The organism is Rhodopseudomonas pseudopalustris (genome assembly GCF_900110435.1).
Classification (GTDB): domain Bacteria; phylum Pseudomonadota; class Alphaproteobacteria; order Rhizobiales; family Xanthobacteraceae; genus Rhodopseudomonas; species Rhodopseudomonas pseudopalustris.
On record NZ_FODT01000014.1, the window covers coordinates 85,373 to 99,504 of the forward strand.

The 14,132-nt window shown below is 64.7% G+C and carries 13 protein-coding genes; 7 read left to right on the top strand and 6 right to left on the bottom strand.

Annotated features, from left to right (window positions below):
• Positions 1–41 precede the first annotated feature (41 nt).
• The 3 genes from BMY71_RS21755 to BMY71_RS21765 form a co-directional block, all read right to left on the bottom strand.
• Complete coding sequence (locus tag BMY71_RS21755) at positions 42–560, bottom strand: GNAT family N-acetyltransferase (RefSeq protein ID WP_011504427.1); 519 nt, start codon at positions 558–560, stop codon at positions 42–44.
• A 77-nt stretch (positions 561–637) separates the two neighbouring features.
• The gene (locus BMY71_RS21760) at positions 638–2,347 is read right to left on the bottom strand and encodes a mechanosensitive ion channel family protein (RefSeq protein WP_092686136.1); all 1,710 of its coding nucleotides are present in this window, start codon (positions 2,345–2,347) and stop codon (positions 638–640) included.
• Between the two features lie 147 nt (positions 2,348–2,494).
• Entirely contained in the window at positions 2,495–2,983 is a 489-nt protein-coding gene (locus BMY71_RS21765; protein ID WP_041806120.1) for an NUDIX domain-containing protein, read from the bottom strand.
• A gap of 237 nt (positions 2,984–3,220) precedes the next feature.
• On the opposite strand from BMY71_RS21765, the gene BMY71_RS21770 reads away from it, so the two are divergent.
• On the top strand, positions 3,221–4,099 hold the full coding sequence (locus BMY71_RS21770) for a metallophosphoesterase family protein (RefSeq protein ID WP_092686137.1): 879 nt from the start codon (positions 3,221–3,223) through the stop codon (positions 4,097–4,099).
• 9 nt (positions 4,100–4,108) lie between these two features.
• Here the strand turns inward: BMY71_RS21770 and BMY71_RS21775 are convergent, their stop codons facing one another.
• The 3 genes from BMY71_RS21775 to BMY71_RS21785 form a co-directional block, all read right to left on the bottom strand.
• Positions 4,109–4,669: a hypothetical protein gene (locus BMY71_RS21775; RefSeq protein ID WP_011504431.1), complete on the bottom strand. Its 561-nt coding sequence runs from the start codon at positions 4,667–4,669 to the stop codon at positions 4,109–4,111.
• Between the two features lie 227 nt (positions 4,670–4,896).
• The gene (locus tag BMY71_RS21780; RefSeq protein WP_011504432.1) at positions 4,897–5,106 is read right to left on the bottom strand and encodes a DUF4170 domain-containing protein; all 210 of its coding nucleotides are present in this window, start codon (positions 5,104–5,106) and stop codon (positions 4,897–4,899) included.
• Between the two features lie 23 nt (positions 5,107–5,129).
• A complete protein-coding gene (locus tag BMY71_RS21785) occupies positions 5,130–6,767 on the bottom strand; it encodes an isocitrate lyase (RefSeq protein ID WP_011504433.1) in 1,638 nt (545 codons plus the stop codon).
• 214 nt (positions 6,768–6,981) lie between these two features.
• Here BMY71_RS21785 and BMY71_RS21790 point away from each other — a divergent pair, with 214 nt between their 5' ends.
• The 6 genes from BMY71_RS21790 to BMY71_RS21815 all read left to right on the top strand — a co-directional run bounded on the left by BMY71_RS21790 (position 6,982) and on the right by BMY71_RS21815 (position 14,123).
• Positions 6,982–8,424 (top strand): helix-turn-helix domain-containing protein, encoded by a 1,443-nt coding sequence (locus BMY71_RS21790; RefSeq protein ID WP_092686138.1) that lies wholly within the window; start codon positions 6,982–6,984, stop codon positions 8,422–8,424.
• Between the two features lie 266 nt (positions 8,425–8,690).
• The gene (locus BMY71_RS21795) at positions 8,691–10,058 is read left to right on the top strand and encodes a lytic murein transglycosylase (RefSeq protein ID WP_244526135.1); all 1,368 of its coding nucleotides are present in this window, start codon (positions 8,691–8,693) and stop codon (positions 10,056–10,058) included.
• A 79-nt stretch (positions 10,059–10,137) separates the two neighbouring features.
• Positions 10,138–11,322, top strand: coding sequence for a substrate-binding domain-containing protein (locus BMY71_RS21800; protein ID WP_011504436.1), 1,185 nt, complete (start codon positions 10,138–10,140; stop codon positions 11,320–11,322).
• 161 nt (positions 11,323–11,483) lie between these two features.
• A complete protein-coding gene (locus tag BMY71_RS21805) occupies positions 11,484–12,248 on the top strand; it encodes an ABC transporter ATP-binding protein (RefSeq protein WP_092686139.1) in 765 nt (254 codons plus the stop codon).
• Positions 12,249–12,393: 145 nt separating this feature from the next.
• The gene (locus BMY71_RS21810) at positions 12,394–13,116 is read left to right on the top strand and encodes an ABC transporter ATP-binding protein (protein WP_092686140.1); all 723 of its coding nucleotides are present in this window, start codon (positions 12,394–12,396) and stop codon (positions 13,114–13,116) included.
• Entirely contained in the window at positions 13,113–14,123 is a 1,011-nt protein-coding gene (locus BMY71_RS21815; protein ID WP_092686141.1) for a branched-chain amino acid ABC transporter permease, read from the top strand. Before BMY71_RS21810 ends, BMY71_RS21815 begins: the two co-directional genes overlap by 4 nt.
• Positions 14,124–14,132 lie beyond the last annotated feature (9 nt).

Here is a 14,132-nt window from a genome sequence, read left to right on the forward strand (position 1 = left end):
TGACGGCGTGAAGTTAACCCGGAACGATCGCGTGGAAGCGCCTACGCCGTCCGCGCCTTGCTCCAATCCGGGCGGATCGGGCCGCTGACGCCCTCGAAGGCGCCGTCGGCGAGTTCGATCACCAGCAGCCGGTTGGCGTCGACCGGGCCCGGCATGGTGACGCGTCCCTTCGGAATCTTCTTGAAGCCGACGCGGCTGTAATACGGCTCGTCGCCGACCAGCACGGTGAGCTTGTGGCCCTGCGCCCTGGCGTCCGCCAGCGCGCGGTCGAGCAGCGCGCGGCCGACGCCGCGGGCGCGGAACGGCGGCTCCACCGTCAGCGGGCCGAGCAGCAGCGCCGGGGTCTCGCCGATCGCGATCGGCAATTGCCGCACCGAACCGACCAGCAAGGTGCCGATCCACGCAGTGAACGACAGCGCGTTGATGTGATCGACATGCTCGCGCAACCGGTAGGCGCTGAGAACGAAGCGGCCCGGACCAAACGTGCGCTCATGCAGCCGCTCGATCAGCTGGGCGTCGTTCGGGGTCTCGGGCAGGATGGTCAGGGACAGATCATTCATGGCGGACGCGCAATAGCACCACAGCCGGGCGCGGTCCACGCCCGGCTGTGGTTAACGGCTCTCAGGAACGGGCTTTCTCAGGCGCGCGCCGCTACCCGGCGCTGGGGGGCGCGCTCGTCGTCCGCGTCCTCGGACGGCGCAAGCTGCGGCGAACGATCGGCCAACGGCGTTCCGTCGCATCTCAGATAGACGGTCTGCTGGGAGGCCACCGCGAAGCCCGTTCCGGACGCCTCGACCAGCTCCATGACCTGCAGCGTCAGGTCTTCCTGGACCTCCAGGAACTCGTCGCCGCTGACCGCATGGACATAGGCGAAGATTTCGACCTTGAGCGAATTGGGCCCGAAGCCAAGCAGCCGGACCCGCGCCGGGTCGTTGTCGACTTTCGGATGCTCCAGCAGCATCTCGCGGATCGATGCGATCAGCGCCCGCATCTGATCGGGCTTGGTGTCGTAGCGGAGATCCAGCGTCGGGTGATACCAGAACTTGTCGCGTCGGCTGAAGTTCTCGATCTGCACCGCCGCCAGCGCGCCGTTCGGCACGGTGACGAGTGTGCGGTCGAGCGTCCGGATCCGGGTCGACCGCATTCCGATGTCCTCGATCGTGCCCGAGGTCTCGCCGAACTTACAGAAATCGCCGACCCGCATCGGCTGGTCGGTCACCAGCGTCAGACTGCCGACCAGATGCTCGATGGTCTTCTGCGCGCCGAGAGCGATCGCGATACCGCCGATGCCGAGGGCTGCGAGGCCGGCCGTGATGTTGTAGCCGAGCGCGTCGAGTCCGAGGATCAACGCGAGGGCAATGATGACGAATTTGATGCTCCGCCGCAGGAAGTTGATCGCCGACAGCATCGACAGCCGGCCGCGCAGCGTCATCCGGGCGATGGTGAACTCGGCGAGAGCATCGACCACGCGCCAGACGATCCAGGACAGCGCGATCCAGCCGAGCAGTTCGGTGGCGCCCGACATATGCTGCCGCGCGACGATCGAGACGCCGGTCAGCACCATCGCGATGCGCAGCACCATGGCCGTCAGAAAAAGCCGGATCGGCAACGCCGAGGCGTTCAGAACACGGCGGATTCGCGAGTCCTGACGTTTTCGGAGACGAAAGATCACCCAGAAGATCGCGGCGGTGATCGACCACACCACGCCAAAGGACAGCAGCGCGAGCACGACGACCGCCAGCCAATGACCGACCGGAGCGCCGGCGAGCCGGTATTCGTCGCGGAGCGCATAGGGCAGAATCCTGTCGACCAGGCTCGACGTCACCGTGCGCGACAACGCGGGGAGGTCGCCGACCGTTTTGGCCGAGACCAGCCAGATCTTGCCGCCATCCTTGCCGTCGACCTGCTGCGCGATCAGATCGACCGTGCCGTGATCGGTGCGCACGGCGCCGAACTTGTCCTGGTCTGGGGCCAGCCCGTCGTCCTGATCGCCCGCCGGTTCCGAACTCAGCCGCAGCCGCGAGAAAACGTAGCCGCCCTGGTCGAGAATGCGTTGGAGCTGCTGCGCGACGCTTGGACCCCAGGCGCCCTTCTCCTGGCTGAGATCGAGATATTGGGCAGCCTTGTCGTAATTCTGTTCGGCGGCGGCATCGATAAAGCCTGTAACCATTCCGGCCGGCGTATTGCGGCCGAGCGGATCGGCAGGCTTCTCCTCCACCTTGGCTGGAGGATTGGCGCCATTTCCATTGCCGTTTGGTGTTGGAATTTGCGCGAACGCGGCGTTCGCCGCCAAAATTGCCCACACAATCAACAGCGATCGAAAGATCGCTTTCGCAAATACCGCCAAAACCAGTCCTTTCAAATGATTGCCCGTCGTGACGCGCGGTTTTGACCAGAGAAATGAGCCCTTGATGTGATCGCGGGCGCATTCACGCCGAATCCGCGCGCGTATTCGCGAGTTCTGGGCAACGACGAACGGCCGTCACTCAGCGCCTCACCGCCAGGTCGCGCGCCGCGGCTCACGGCCCAGGACTTCAGCGATCCGCAACCGGGTACCGGTTGTAGTCTCCTCGGGTAGCGCGGCGACATCGAAGAAGCCGGAGGCGATGATCTCGCGATTGGGCTCGGGCGCGCGGTCCTGGTGGAAGTGCCGCACCACATAGACGGCGACGTGATCCCGTGGCGAGACGTGGCCGTTGAAGAAGACGCCGTGCAGCTCAGGATCGCCGGTCAGCGCGATCCGCCCCTCCTCCATCAACTCGCGGCGCAGTGCATCCAGAAAGGTCTCGCCGACTTCGACGCCGCCGCCCGGCAGATGCCAGCCGCTGACATAGCTGTGCTGGATCAGAAACACCCGATCCTGCGCGTCGAGCACCACGCCACGCGCCCCCAGCGTCATGCCGCGCGCGAATCGCCAGTAGAGATGAAACACGCGCCGCAGCGCCGGCTCCAGCTTCAGTCGCAAGGTCTGCAGGGCAGGCAAAGTCGGATCATCCTCGCACATGCGCAACAGCGGGGCGCTTGCGCCGATGCGCCGAGCTTGCCAAAACCGTGTCGATTTTGACAGGCGGGATGACGCGACAGGCTCGCTGCCGACCGATGGCTATAGCGTTTTCGAGCGAAGTGGATACCGGTTCGCGTGAAGAAAACGCGTCAGAATAAGAAGATAGAGCTCCGGTTCTGATTCCATCAGAACCGGAAAAGCTCTAAGGAACGCGGGATGACCTTCACGCTGGCGCATCTGTCCGATCCGCATCTGCCGCCGCTGCCGAAGCCGCGGCTCGCCGATCTCGCGAACAAGCGCGTGCTCGGCTATCTGAACTGGACCCGCAACCGGCAGAGCATCCACCGCCGCGACATCCTCGATGCGTTGGTCGCCGACCTGCAGGCGCAAACGCCCGACCACATCGCAGTCACCGGCGATCTCGTGAACATCGCGCTCGATGAAGAATTCGCGCCGGCGCGGCGATGGCTCGACGGCGTCGGATCGCCGGAACGCGTCAGCGTCGTGCCCGGCAATCACGACGCCTATGTCACCGCCACCGCGCCGCGATTCGGCGAGACTTTCGCGGACTACATCCGCGGCGACGACGGCGCGACCGGCTTTCCCTATCTCCGGCGCCGCGACCGTATCGCGATCATCGGCGTGTCGAGCGCGGTGCCGACCGCTCCGTTCATGGCGACCGGCTGGCTCGGCGACGCGCAGCGCGCGCGACTCGAAACGATGCTGCAGAGTTTGGCTTCCGAGCGAGTGTTCCGTGTGCTGCTGATCCATCATCCGCTGCGATCGCGCTCCCGCTTCAAGCGCCTGACGGATTCGGCTGAACTGATTGCGTTGCTGCAGCGGCACCCGGTCGATCTGGTGCTGCATGGCCACGACCACGTCCACGCCACGATCCGGATCGACGCGCCAAGCGGGCCGATCCCGGTCGTCGGCGTGCCGTCTGCGTCGGCCTTCAAGGATCACCACCGCCCCTCGGCCGCCTACAATCTGTTTGCGATCAGCGAAGGCAATGACGGCTGGCGCTGCGAACATAGAATCCGCGGCTTTGGCGCGACCGAGACGATCACGGATCTGCGGGATTCGCGGGTGCTGTAGGCCGCCGTGTCAGACTTGGCGCAGCGCTGCGAACAACGCCAGCGCGAACAGCGCCAAGGCGCCGGCGATGAAGCCGAGCACGAAGATTCCAATCCCGCCGAGGCGCGGCTTTTCGGCAACCGCCGGCTGCATCGGCACAGGCGTCGCGGCGGTCAGCGCATGTTCGCGCTCGATCAGCCGGCGAGCAATGTAGTCGGTGATCGCATCGACCATCGCTGCCGCATCATGGGATTCGGCGATCACGATGCGTCCGAAACGGGTGTCCTGGACGAACCGATAGATTCGCTTGTCACGGCCCATCATGACGTGGGCGACCACGTCGATCCATAGCCGCGGCGTATCGCCCTGGCTGAGGCCGCGGTCGAACAGATCGACTCCATCGGGAATCTCGGCGAACAGCGGATCGAGCGCCTCGTTCAGGATTTCCAGCCGTGCGATCTCCGCGTCGCGCAGATCGACGACGACGCCGGTGCGATCGGCGGCTTCGATCCGCGCCTGCCGCAGCGCGTCGCGCAGCCGCATCGGCCTCGCCTGCTCCGCCCCGATGATCTTGTTCTGCGCGTCGGCCATCTGCAAACCCGGATCGACTGTCCGACATTAACCTATCAGTAACCCTGTGCGCCGCAAAGGCCCTGACCTGTCAAGGATTTGCATCGACGGTTCCGGCGCGATGACCGGCACATGTCCGTCGCCCCCTGCGACAAATTCGTCAAAGATGCGCGCCCAAAACGACGATGGCGGCCCCGCCGGGTTTCCCCGGTGGGACCGCCAAAGTCCTTGGACGTCTTCTATCTTGATCAGGCCGTCGCGCGGTTCGGCTCTTCGACGATGGAGAACCGCACGCCTGCGCGATGCCGGTTCTCTTCGGAGACGATCTTCCAGGCCTCTTCGGCCTCCTTGCGCGTCTTGAACGGACCCTGCACCTGGGCCGATCCTTCAACGAGCTTGTGGAAGTTCATCGAACCGAACTCGCCGCCAATCACCCAGAAATTGCTGCCGTTCGACATCGTCGTCGCTCCTGCTGTTGCCGTTAACTGAACTGGTTCATCGTGTTGTGAGCGCCGCCGGCCTTCAGAGCGGCCTCACCGGCGAAGTATTCCTTGTGATCGTCGCCGATGTTCGAGCCGGCCATGTCCTGATGCTTCACGCAGGCGATGCCCTGACGGATCTCCTGGCGCTGAACATTCTTCACATAGCCCAACATACCCTGCTCGCCGAAATATTCCTTCGCGAGATTGTCGGTCGAAAGCGCTGCCGTGTGATAGGTCGGCAGTGTGATCAGATGATGGAAGATGCCGGCGCGCTTGGCTGAATCGGCCTGGAAGGTCCGGATCAGTTCGTCGGCTTCGATCGCCAGCGGCGTCGAGTCGTACTCCGCCTTCATCAGCTCGGCACGGTTGTACTGGCTCACATCCTTGCCGGCCTTCTTCATCTCATCATAGACCTGCCAACGGAAGTTGAGCGTCCAGTTGAACGACGGCGAGTTATTGTAGGCCAGCTTCGCGTTCGGGACCACCTCGCGAATACGATCGACCATCGAGGCGATCTGCTCGATATTCGGCTTCTCGGTCTCGATCCACAGCAGATCGGCGCCGTTCTGCAGCGAGGTGATGCTGTCGAGCACGCAGCGATCCGCACCGGTGCCTTCGCGGAACTGATACAGGTTGCTCGCCAGGCGCTTCGGGCGCAGCAGCTTGCCGTTTCGGCTGATGATGACGTCGCCGTTACCGACCTTGGTGGCGTCGACCTCTTCGCAGTCCAGGAAGCTGTTGTACTGGTCGCCGATGTCGCCCGGCTGATGGCTGACGGCGATCTGCTGCGTCAGGCCTGCGCCGAGCGAATCGGTGCGGGTGACGATGACGCCGTCTTCGACGCCGAGTTCGAGGAAGGCGTGGCGGCAAGCGCGGATCTTCGCCAGGAAGACCTCGTGCGGCACCGTCACCTTGCCGTCCTGATGGCCGCACTGCTTTTCGTCGGACACCTGGTTCTCGATCTGCAGCGCGCAGGCGCCGGCTTCGATCATCTTCTTGGCCAGCAGATAGGTCGCCTCGGCATTGCCGAAGCCGGCGTCGATGTCGGCGATCACCGGCACGACGTGGGTCTGGAAATTGTCGATCTTTTCGATCAGCGCGGCTTCCTTCGCCTTGTCGCCGGCCTTGCGGGCAGCGTCGAGGTCACGGAAGATGGTGTTCAGCTCGCGGGAATCCGCCTGACGCAGGAAGGTGTAGAGCTCTTCGATCAGCGCCGGCACCGAGGTCTTCTCGTGCATCGACTGGTCGGGCAGCGGTCCGAACTCGGAGCGCAGCGCCGCGATCATCCAGCCGGACAGATAAAGATAGGTGCGATCGGTCGTGCCGAAGTGCTTCTTCACCGAAATCAGCTTCTGCTGCGCGATGAAGCCGTGCCAGCAACCGAGCGACTGGGTATATTTCGTGCTGTCAGCGTCGTAGGCCGCCATGTCGGCACGCATCAGCGCAGCCGTGTAGCGCGCGACATCGAGGCCGGTCTTGAAGCGGTTCTGCAAGCGCATACGGGCCACGGCCTCGGCTTTCACGCCGTTCCAGGTGGGCTGGTCCTTGAGAAGGGCTTCGGCCGCTTCGATTTCGCTCTGATAAGAGGACGGCCCCTGAATGGCCCGATCGCTGATCCCACGTGGCTGGAAGTTCATGTCCATGATCCCTTCGATAACGACAAATCCGCAGCGCTTCTCGTCGTCGACATTCGTGACAGTGCGGTGCGAAACGTGGCGAGAGCTAAACGCGAGATCGCGGAAAACGTACAGACCTCTTGCGAACGAATGGTGATGTCATGTAACATCCACACATGTAACAATTGTAATTTTGTAAATTTTGTCACAAACGGCGCTTGGCAGGAATCGCGACATGGCGGGTGAATCCGGGAAAAAGCTGTTCGTCGGACCTCGGTTCCGCCGAATCCGTCAGCAGCTTGGCCTGTCGCAGACCCAGATCGCCGAGGGACTGGGAATCTCGCCGAGCTATATCAACCTGATCGAGCGGAACCAACGGCCGGTGACCGCACAGATCCTGCTGCGATTGGCGGAAACCTACGACCTCGATCTGCGCGACCTCGCCACCGCCGACGAGGACCGGTTCTTCGCCGAGCTCAACGAGATCTTTTCGGACCCGCTGTTCCGCCAGATCGACCTACCGAAGCAGGAGCTGCGCGACCTCGCAGAGCTTTGCCCCGGCGTCACCCATTCACTCCAGCGGCTTTACGCCGCCTACACCGAGGCGCGGCGCGGCGAAACGATGGTCGCGGCGCAGATGGCCGACCGCGAACAGATCCGCTACGAGGCCAACCCGATCGAGCGCGTTCGCGATCTGATCGAGGCCAACCGCAACTATTTTCCGGAGCTGGAGCAGGCGGCGGAAGCGGTGCGCGACGAACTCAACGTCAGTTCGCAGGATGTCTACGGCGCGCTCGACGACCGCCTGCGCGAGCGCCACGCGATCACCACACGGATCATGCCGGTCGACGTGATGCGGGAGACGCTGCGCCGGTTCGACCGCCACCGCCGGCAATTGCTGATCTCGGAATTGATCGACGGGCCGGGCCGCGCCTTCCAGATCGCGTTCCAGACCGGCCTCAGCGAGCATGGCGGCGTGATCGACGCCATCGTGCACCGCTCCGGCGCGCTCGACGAGCCGGCGCGGCGGCTGTACCGCATCACCCTCGGCAACTACTTCGCCGCCGCGGTGATGATGCCCTACGCCGCGTTCCTCACCGCCGCGGAGCAGCTCAGCTACGACGTCAACGTACTGGCGCAGCGCTTCAACGCCGGCTTCGAGCAGGTCTGCCACCGCCTCACCACGCTGCAGCGGCCGAACGCGCGCGGCGTGCCGTTCTTCCTGCTGCGGGTCGACAATGCCGGCAACGTCTCCAAGCGTTTCTCCTCCGGCACCTTCCCGTTCTCGAAATTCGGCGGCACCTGCCCGTTGTGGAACGTGCACTCGACCTTCGACACGCCGGATCGCCTCCTGAAGCAGGTGATCGAACTGCCCGACGGCAGCCGCTACTTCTCGATCGCCCAGATGGTCCGCCGGCCGGTAGCGCCGCATCCGCAACCGCAGCCGCGCTTCGCGCTCGGCCTCGGCTGCGAAATCCGCCACGCCGCCAAACTGATCTACGCCGCCGGGATGGATCTGGACAAAGCCGAAGGCACCCCGATCGGCGTCAACTGCCGCCTCTGCGAACGCGAACACTGCAGCCAGCGCGCGGAGCCGCCGATCACCCGGACGCTGATCCTGGACGAGAACACAAGGCGGGCGTCGAGTTTTGCATTCAGCAATGCGCGGGAGTTGTGAGGCGCGTTCTCCGCTTGATAGCCGCGCACTGACTTTCAGGGTCATTGCGAGCGAAGCGAAGCAATCCAGAGGCTCGGTGCACAGCGCTGGATCGATTCGTCACTTCGCTCCTCGCTATGACGGAGGGACACGTTCGGCCGTCGCGGCTCGACCAGGAGACGTCGTCATTGCCGGGCTTGACCCGGCAATCCATCCACACAACAGTCAGCTCTTCTGATTTGATGGATCGCCGGGTCAAGCCGGCGATGACTTTCGTGGAGAATGCGATGCTGCGGCTCAAAGCGACGGCGCGACAGTTGCGGAGATCTTTCGGCGCAGTCGCCGCGGTGGCAACGATCGCATCGGCTGCATTACTCTCCGCCTCTCCCGCCCTCGCCCAGCGCGGCGCATCGTGTCACGGCGGGCAGAGCTTCGATCAGTTTCTTGCCGGGCTGAAGCAGCAGGCGGTTGCCGCCGGGGTGTCGCAGCGGGCCCTGAGCGCGGCGGGGCCGTATCTCGTCTACGATCAGGGCATCGTCAATCGCGACCGTGGCCAGCGGGTGTTCGGGCAGATCTTCACGGTATTCGCCGGGCGGATGGCGTCGGAGGGCCGGCGCGTCAAGGGCCAGCAGATGATCAGGCAGCACGCGCAGGCGTTCGCCCGCGCCGAGAAGGACTACGGCGTGCCGCCGGCGGTGATCGCGGCGTTCTGGGCGCTGGAAAGCGATTTTGGCGCGGTGCAGGGCAACCTCTCGACGCTGCGCTCGCTGGTGTCGCTGGCCTATGATTGCCGCCGCTCCGAGATGTTTCAGCAGGAGACCATCGCGGCGCTGAAGATCGTCGACCGCGGCGATCTGGCGCCGGCCGAGATGATCGGCTCCTGGGCCGGCGAGCTCGGCCAGACGCAATTCCTGCCGCGGCATTATTACGACTACGCGGTCGACTATGACGGCGACGGCCACCGCGACATGCTGCGCAGCCCCGCCGACGTCATCGGCTCGACGGCACACTACATCGCGACCGGGCTGAAATGGCGGCGCGGCGAGCCCTGGCTGCAGGAAGTGGCGGTGCCGGCCAATCTTCCCTGGGATCAGGCCGATCTCTTGGTCAAGCATCCGCGTTCGCAATGGGCGCAATGGGGCGTGACCTCGGCCGACGGACGGCCGCTGCAAAGCGACGCACTGCCGGCGTCGCTGCTGCTGCCGATGGGCCGCTCCGGCCCGGCGTTTCTCGCTTACGCGAATTTCGCCGCCTATACCGAATGGAACAACTCGCTGATCTATTCGACCACCGCGGCCTATCTCGCCACCCGCATCGCCGGCGCAGCGCCGATGCGCAAGCCCAATGCGCAGGTGGCGCAATTGCAATTCAACGAGATGAAGCAATTGCAACAGTTGCTGGTGCGGGCCGGCTTCGACGTCGGCAAGATCGACGGCGTGCTCGGCCAGCAAACCCGCACCGGCGTAAAGGCGATGCAGATCAAATACGGCCTGCCGGCGGATTCCTGGCCGACCGCAGAACTACTCACAAGGATGGGCGGCATGGCCACGCCCGCACCTTCCGCATCGGCCGAACCACCGTTCCGTCCGGCGCAAAGGCCCGGCATTGCGCCAGCCGAACGACGCCGCAATCCACCGGCCCAACCCTCGCAATAGCGGAAAAGTTCGTCCGGCGGCGTTTCCAGTTCTGCGAAGTTGCTCTAGGGTTCGGCGCAACAAAACCTGGAGGAAGAACGTGCGTCATCTTTCCATTGTTGCAGCTGCGGCCCTCACGCTGACCGCGACGGTCGCCGCCCGAGCCGACGACCTCAAGATCGCGCTGATCTACGGCAAGACGGGACCGCTCGAAGCCTACGCCAAGCAGACCGAAACCGGCCTGATGATGGGCCTCGAATACGCGACCAAGGGCACGATGACGCTCGACGGCCGCAAGATCAAGGTGATCACCAAGGACGATCAGAGCAAGCCCGACCTCTCCAAGGCCGCGCTCGCCGAAGCCTATCAGGACGACGGCGCCGACATCGCGATCGGCACCTCGTCGTCGGCCGCGGCGCTGGCCGACCTGCCGGTCGCCGAAGAGAACAAGAAGATCCTGATCGTCGAGCCCGCGGTCGCCGACCAGATCACCGGCGAGAAATGGAATCGCTACATCTTCCGCACCGGCCGCAATTCCTCGCAGGACGCGATCTCAAACGCGGTCGCAATCGGCAAGCAAGGCGTCACCATCGCCACGCTGGCGCAGGACTACGCGTTCGGCCGCGACGGCGTCGCCGCCTTCAAGGAGGCGCTGACCAAGACCGGCGCGACGCTCGCCGCCGAGGAATATGTCCCGACCACCACCACCGACTTCACCGCGGTCGGGCAGCGGTTGTTCGACACGCTGAAAGACAAGCCCGGCAAGAAGATCATCTGGGTGGTCTGGGCCGGCGGCGGCGATCCCTTGACCAAGCTGCAGGACATGGACCCGAAGCGCTACGGCATCGAACTGTCCACCGGCGGCAACATCCTGCCGGCACTCGCCGCCTACAAGCGACTGCCCGGCATGGAAGGCGCGACCTATTACTATTACGACATCCCGAAGAACCCGATCAACGACTGGCTGGTGACCGAGCATCAGAAGCGCTTCAACGCGCCGCCGGATTTCTTCACCGCCGGCGGTTTCTCCGCGGCGATGGCGGTGGTCACCGCCGTGCAGAAGGCGAAATCGACCGACACCGAGAAGCTGATCGCGGCGATGGAAGGCATGGAGTTCGACACGCCGAAGGGCAAGATGATGTTCCGCAAGGAAGACCATCAGGCGCTGCAGAGCATGTATCACTTCAAGGTCAAGGCCGATCCGAACCTCGCCTGGGCGGTGCTCGAGCCGGTGCGCGAGCTGAAGATCGAGGACATGACGATCCCGATCAAGAACAAGCGGTGATCGGGCGCACAGCGATCACCATTGTCATTCCGGGGCGCGCGTCAGCGCGAGCCCGGAATCCATAACCATCGCCGGGAGTATGGATTCCGGGCCTGCGCCCCAAGGGCGCATCCCGGAATGACGAACTCTCAGGCTGCGGCGCGTAGGCCAACCGAGACCCCATGACCACCCTCGAAACCCAGGACCTCACCATTCGCTTCGGCGGACATGTCGCCGTCAATGCGGTGAGCTGCGCATTTCGGCCCGGCGAGCTGACCGCGATCGTGGGGCCGAACGGCGCCGGCAAGACGACGTATTTCAATCTGGTCTCGGGTCAGTTGCGGCCGAGCGCCGGCCGCATCCTGTTCGAGGGCGCGGACATCACCCGGATGACCGCGCCGCTGCGCACCCGCGCCGGGCTCGGCCGCGCGTTCCAGCTCACCAATCTGTTTCCCAATCTCAGCGTCGAGGAAAACGTCCGGCTGGCGGTGCAGGCGCATAGCGGCGCGCATTACGACATGCTGCGGCCGTGGCGGACGCGGCGCGACCTGATCGAACGCGCCGACGCGATCCTCGACAGCGTCGCGCTCGGCAGCCGGCGCAACGCCGCCGCGACCGCGCTGTCGCACGGCGACCAGCGCAAGCTCGAAGTCGCGCTGATGATGGCGCTGGAGCCGAAGGTCTACATGTTCGACGAGCCGACCGCAGGCATGAGCGTCGACGAGGTGCCGGTGGTGCTCGACCTGATCGCGCGGTTAAAAGCCGATCCGAGCAAGATCATCCTGCTGGTCGAACACAAGATGGACGTGGTGCGCTCGCTCGCCGACCGCATCATCGTGCTGCATAACGGCCAGCTCGTCGCCGACGGCAAGCCGGCCGAAGTGATCGCCTCGCCGATCGTGCAGGAAGCCTATCTCGGCATCGCGCCTGGAAAGAGCGCCGCATGAGGACGATGTTGGTGGCAAACTATCCACGCATAGAAGCGCGCTCCCTCTCCCGCCTGCGGGAGAGGGTTGGGGTGAGGGCGCCACGCGCACAGTGCCTGCGGCTCCCCCACCCCCGGCCTCTCCTAAGCAAGCGGGAGAGGGGAGAATGACCGACCTGCTGACGCTGTCCGGCGTGCACACCAATATCGGGCGCTATCACATTCTGCAGGGGGTGGATTTCACCGTCGCCGAGGGCAAGACCACGATGCTGCTCGGCCGCAACGGCGCCGGCAAGACGACGACGCTGCGCACCATCATGGCGCTGTGGCCCGCCTCGCAGGGGCAGATCACGCTCGCCGGCCGGCGCATCGAGGCGATGGCGACGCCGGAGATCGCCCGGCTCGGCGTCGGTTACGTGCCAGAGACCATGGCGGTGTTTTCCGATCTCACGGTGAAGGAAAACCTGATCCTCGCGGCACGGGACGGCGACCTCGACGGCAAGCGGCTCGACTGGATCTTCGGCTTTTTCCCGCCGTTGCGAAAATTCTGGCTGTCGCGCGCAGGCTCGCTGTCCGGCGGACAGAAGCAAATGCTGTCGATCGCGCGCGCGATCATCGAGCCGCGCAAGCTGCTGCTGATCGACGAGCCGACCAAGGGGCTGGCGCCGGCGATCATCGGATCGCTGATCGAATGCTTCGCCGAAATCAAGCGCTCCGGCGCCACCATCCTGCTGGTCGAACAGAATTTCCATGCCGCGCAGCAGATCGGCGATTCGGTGCTGGTGATGGACAATGGCAGGATCGTGCATCGCGGCGCGATGGCCGAACTCGCGGCCGACATCCCGCTGCAGGAACGCCTGCTCGGCCTCAGCCTGGAGGCACATCAATGACCGACCTCACCGCCTCCGACGCGCTGCCGAAGCCGAAGCGCGATCTCGCGCCGGTGCTGCTGCCGCTGTTCCTGGCGCTGTTGATGCTGCCGCTGGTCGGCTCGTTCAGTTCCTGGGTGACGCTGACGGTCGCCAGTCTCGCGATGGGGATGATGATCTTCATCATGGCGTCCGGCCTGACGCTGGTGTTCGGGCTGATGGACGTGCTGAATTTCGGCCACGGCGCCTTCATCGCCGTCGGCGCCTATGTGGCGACGCTGGTGCTGCTGCCGCTGGCCGGGATGTCGCAGGCGGATTCGCTGTTGACCAATCTCGCGGTGCTGGCGCCGGCGGCGCTTGCGGCGATGGCGGTGTCCGGCGCGCTCGGCCTCGTGGTCGAGCGCCTGCTGATCCTGCCGGTCTACGGCCAGCACCTCAAACAGATCCTGATGACCACCGGCGGGCTGATCGTCGCCGAGCAGGCGCTGTACGCGCTGTGGGGGCCGCAGATCATTCCGGTGCCGCTGCCGACCGCGCTGCGCGGCTCGTTCATCATCGGCGACATCGCGATCGCGAAATATCGCCTGCTGGTGATGTTGGTCGGCATCGCAGTGTTCGTGGCGATCCAGCTGGTGCTGAACCGTACCAAGATCGGCCTGCTGATCCGCGCCGGCGTCGAGAACCGCGAGATGGTCGAGGCGCTCGGCTATCACATCAAGCGGCTGTTCCTCGGCGTGTTCATGGTCGGCTCGGCGCTGGCCGGCTTCGGCGGCATCATGTGGGCGCTGTATCGCGAGCAGGTTCACGCCTCGATGGGCAACGATCTCACCGTGCTGGTGTTCATCGTGGTGATCATCGGTGGGCTGGGCTCGATCGGCGGCTGCTTCATCGGCGCGCTGCTGGTGGCGATGGTCGCGAATTACGGCGGCTTCCTGGTGCCGAAGCTGGCGCTGGTCTCCAACATCCTGCTGATGGTCGCGATCCTGATGTGGCGGCCGCGCGGCCTGTATGCGGTGACCAGCCGATGACAAGTTCGC

What these genes read in the sequence shown, in the direction of transcription:
- BMY71_RS21790 (WP_092686138.1), top strand. Translation starts at nt 6,982, where the DNA reads ATGGCGGGTGAATCCGGGAAAAAGCTGTTCGTCGGACCTCGGTTCCGC.
- BMY71_RS21785 (WP_011504433.1), bottom strand. Translation starts at nt 6,767, where the DNA reads ATGAACTTCCAGCCACGTGGGATCAGCGATCGGGCCATTCAGGGGCCG.
- BMY71_RS21755 (WP_011504427.1), bottom strand. Translation starts at nt 560, where the DNA reads ATGAATGATCTGTCCCTGACCATCCTGCCCGAGACCCCGAACGACGCC.
- BMY71_RS21810 (WP_092686140.1), top strand. Translation starts at nt 12,394, where the DNA reads ATGACCGACCTGCTGACGCTGTCCGGCGTGCACACCAATATCGGGCGC.
- BMY71_RS21775 (WP_011504431.1), bottom strand. Translation starts at nt 4,669, where the DNA reads ATGGCCGACGCGCAGAACAAGATCATCGGGGCGGAGCAGGCGAGGCCG.
- BMY71_RS21770 (WP_092686137.1), top strand. Translation starts at nt 3,221, where the DNA reads ATGACCTTCACGCTGGCGCATCTGTCCGATCCGCATCTGCCGCCGCTG.
- BMY71_RS21815 (WP_092686141.1), top strand. Translation starts at nt 13,113, where the DNA reads ATGACCGACCTCACCGCCTCCGACGCGCTGCCGAAGCCGAAGCGCGAT.
- BMY71_RS21780 (WP_011504432.1), bottom strand. Translation starts at nt 5,106, where the DNA reads ATGTCGAACGGCAGCAATTTCTGGGTGATTGGCGGCGAGTTCGGTTCG.
- BMY71_RS21795 (WP_244526135.1), top strand. Translation starts at nt 8,691, where the DNA reads ATGCTGCGGCTCAAAGCGACGGCGCGACAGTTGCGGAGATCTTTCGGC.
- BMY71_RS21805 (WP_092686139.1), top strand. Translation starts at nt 11,484, where the DNA reads ATGACCACCCTCGAAACCCAGGACCTCACCATTCGCTTCGGCGGACAT.